We start from the raw sequence: 1836 nt of genomic DNA, 5'->3' as shown, positions 1-1836 counted from the left end.
CTGTCATAGCGCGCGGACAGGGGTACGAAAGCCAAGCTTTGCAATGCGATCGCAGATATTTTGGGCGGCATGCCAGGTTCCGTTCACGCATGCCACCCATTCGTCGCAAAGCGCCCCTGAAAACCTCAGGCGGCCCGCAAGTGCCGTTCAGCGTCGCGTGCGGCGATTTTGGCAAGCGGCGCGAGGATCGCACTTTCGGCCTTCAGCGCGACATCACCCAACGAGATGAGGCCCGTCATCCGTTTCTGCCGGTTGAGCACCGGAAGGTGATGCACCTGACGCTCCTGCATTTGCCCAAGCGCCTGTTCCAGGGTCTGATCCTCGAAACAGAAGAATATGCCGGGCGACATCACCGCGCGGCATGTCAATTTATCGAGGCTCTCGCCGGCGGCCACGGCGCGGCACGTGATGTCGCGATCCGTGATCATGCCAACGAGCCGATCATTTTCGCCGATCGGCACGCAACCGATACCTTCATCGCGCATGACGCGCGCGACTTCCCGTATCGGTGTATCGGGGGAGTACCAACGCACTTTCCCCGTCATCGCTTCCTTTACCAGCATGGTCGCCTCCATGTGGCCTGGTCCCATCGGGATCGCGGACGGATGCAGCACGAGAGACAGGACCTGGCAATAATCATTGCTGCGGACAATTCCGCCCGCGAAGTCCTGGAAATGACTATGCACCCGAACGATACGGTCTGGCCAGACTCTATTCGGGCCGGTCGGATCCGAAATGACGAGCAGGCCCCCAAACGACTCGGTAATAGCTGATCCGGTCGCACGCCTCGCGAGTGGCTACATCAGATGTTGCAACCAAGTTCGAATGTCGCGTTGCCAGCAAAATAGAAATCGCGATGGGCGTCATCCGCCGATCAACGACCTTCGACAACATCTTCCGCTCACCCAGAACCAATCCCACCGGCTGTCGGCATCCAGCAAAGGGGGCGACATTTCTGGTTCCTTGATAATGAGCTATCGGATCTGAAGTGATCCATCAGCGGCGGCAGGCGGCGAAGGCACATCGCGGCCGGGCTCGGCCTCTTTGACTTAGCGCAAATTCCGGCTGGCTCCTTCAGGTTATGATTGTTGCAGAATGGCCCACTATTCAGGAAGAAGGGATTTGGTTCGGAGCATCATCCGATCAAAACTGGGCGGCCCAATGCGACATTCGTTCGACTTCGAAGTGTTGCGTGGGGTGGCCATCTGTCTTGCGTTGCTGATGGCGCTGACCACGGTCCTTCACGGCCACGTCAACGCGGTCGCTGCTCCGCATGGCATCCAGTGGTCAGCGCAGCATAACCATGGCTCCGCAGCGATCCGGCATGATGGCCGTCACGCTCCGTGCAATGGCGTTGGGCACACGCATAATCAAGGAATATGTTTTGCCGCCGCTTCGGGCTGCTCTTTCTGCGTTCCAGTTGACGCTCAAGCATTCGTGGTGACATCGCACGCCCAGCCGGTCGCGACTGCGCCGCCCTTTGCTTCTTCTCCAGCAGACGTGCCGATTCGTCTGCGCCCTCCAAAACTCACCGTGATCGCCTGAGCGCACGAACCCTCGCGTCCGCGCGCTTCGCCGCCGGTCAATCCGGCCTCGAGTCACGAAACATGAGAGCTTTACAATGCAATCCATATCCCGTCGCCAGTTCCTGGCGTCCACGGCGGCTGCCGGCGCTGCGAGCGTCATCCTGCCGCTGATCACTGCTCATGCCGCGCGAGCGGCCAAGCCTACAATCATCCGGGCCGATACCCGCGTCATCGACGTTGCCGGCCGTGCCGCCAAGGTCTTCGGTCTCGTCCAGCCCGATGGCACGCATGGGCTTACCATGTCGGCAGC

General features: G+C 60.2%; 3 protein-coding genes. 2 read left to right on the top strand and 1 reads right to left on the bottom strand.

The window, feature by feature from the left end; genetic code table 11:
• Positions 1–125: 125 nt before the first annotated feature.
• The gene (locus tag EOA29_RS35120; RefSeq protein ID WP_040971192.1) at positions 126–563 is read right to left on the bottom strand and encodes a CBS domain-containing protein; all 438 of its coding nucleotides are present in this window, start codon (positions 561–563) and stop codon (positions 126–128) included.
• A 598-nt stretch (positions 564–1161) separates the two neighbouring features.
• On the opposite strand from EOA29_RS35120, the gene EOA29_RS35115 reads away from it, so the two are divergent.
• Positions 1162–1545: a hypothetical protein gene (locus tag EOA29_RS35115; RefSeq protein WP_126094028.1), complete on the top strand. Its 384-nt coding sequence runs from the start codon at positions 1162–1164 to the stop codon at positions 1543–1545.
• A 76-nt stretch (positions 1546–1621) separates the two neighbouring features.
• Positions 1622–1836 (top strand): twin-arginine translocation signal domain-containing protein (locus tag EOA29_RS35110; RefSeq protein ID WP_127222308.1); only part of this gene is annotated, 215 nt, incomplete at its 3' end.

This window comes from Mesorhizobium sp. M1E.F.Ca.ET.063.01.1.1 (assembly GCF_003998155.1).
Lineage (GTDB): Bacteria > Pseudomonadota > Alphaproteobacteria > Rhizobiales > Rhizobiaceae > Mesorhizobium.
The sequence above is the reverse complement of the archived record's forward strand: the minus strand, read 5'-3'. Positions and strand labels throughout refer to the sequence as shown.

Excerpts from the sequence above, each read along its gene's own strand:
- EOA29_RS35120 (WP_040971192.1), bottom strand. The coding sequence starts at position 563 with ATGCTGGTAAAGGAAGCGATGACGGGGAAAGTGCGTTGGTACTCCCCC.
- EOA29_RS35115 (WP_126094028.1), top strand. The coding sequence starts at position 1,162 with ATGCGACATTCGTTCGACTTCGAAGTGTTGCGTGGGGTGGCCATCTGT.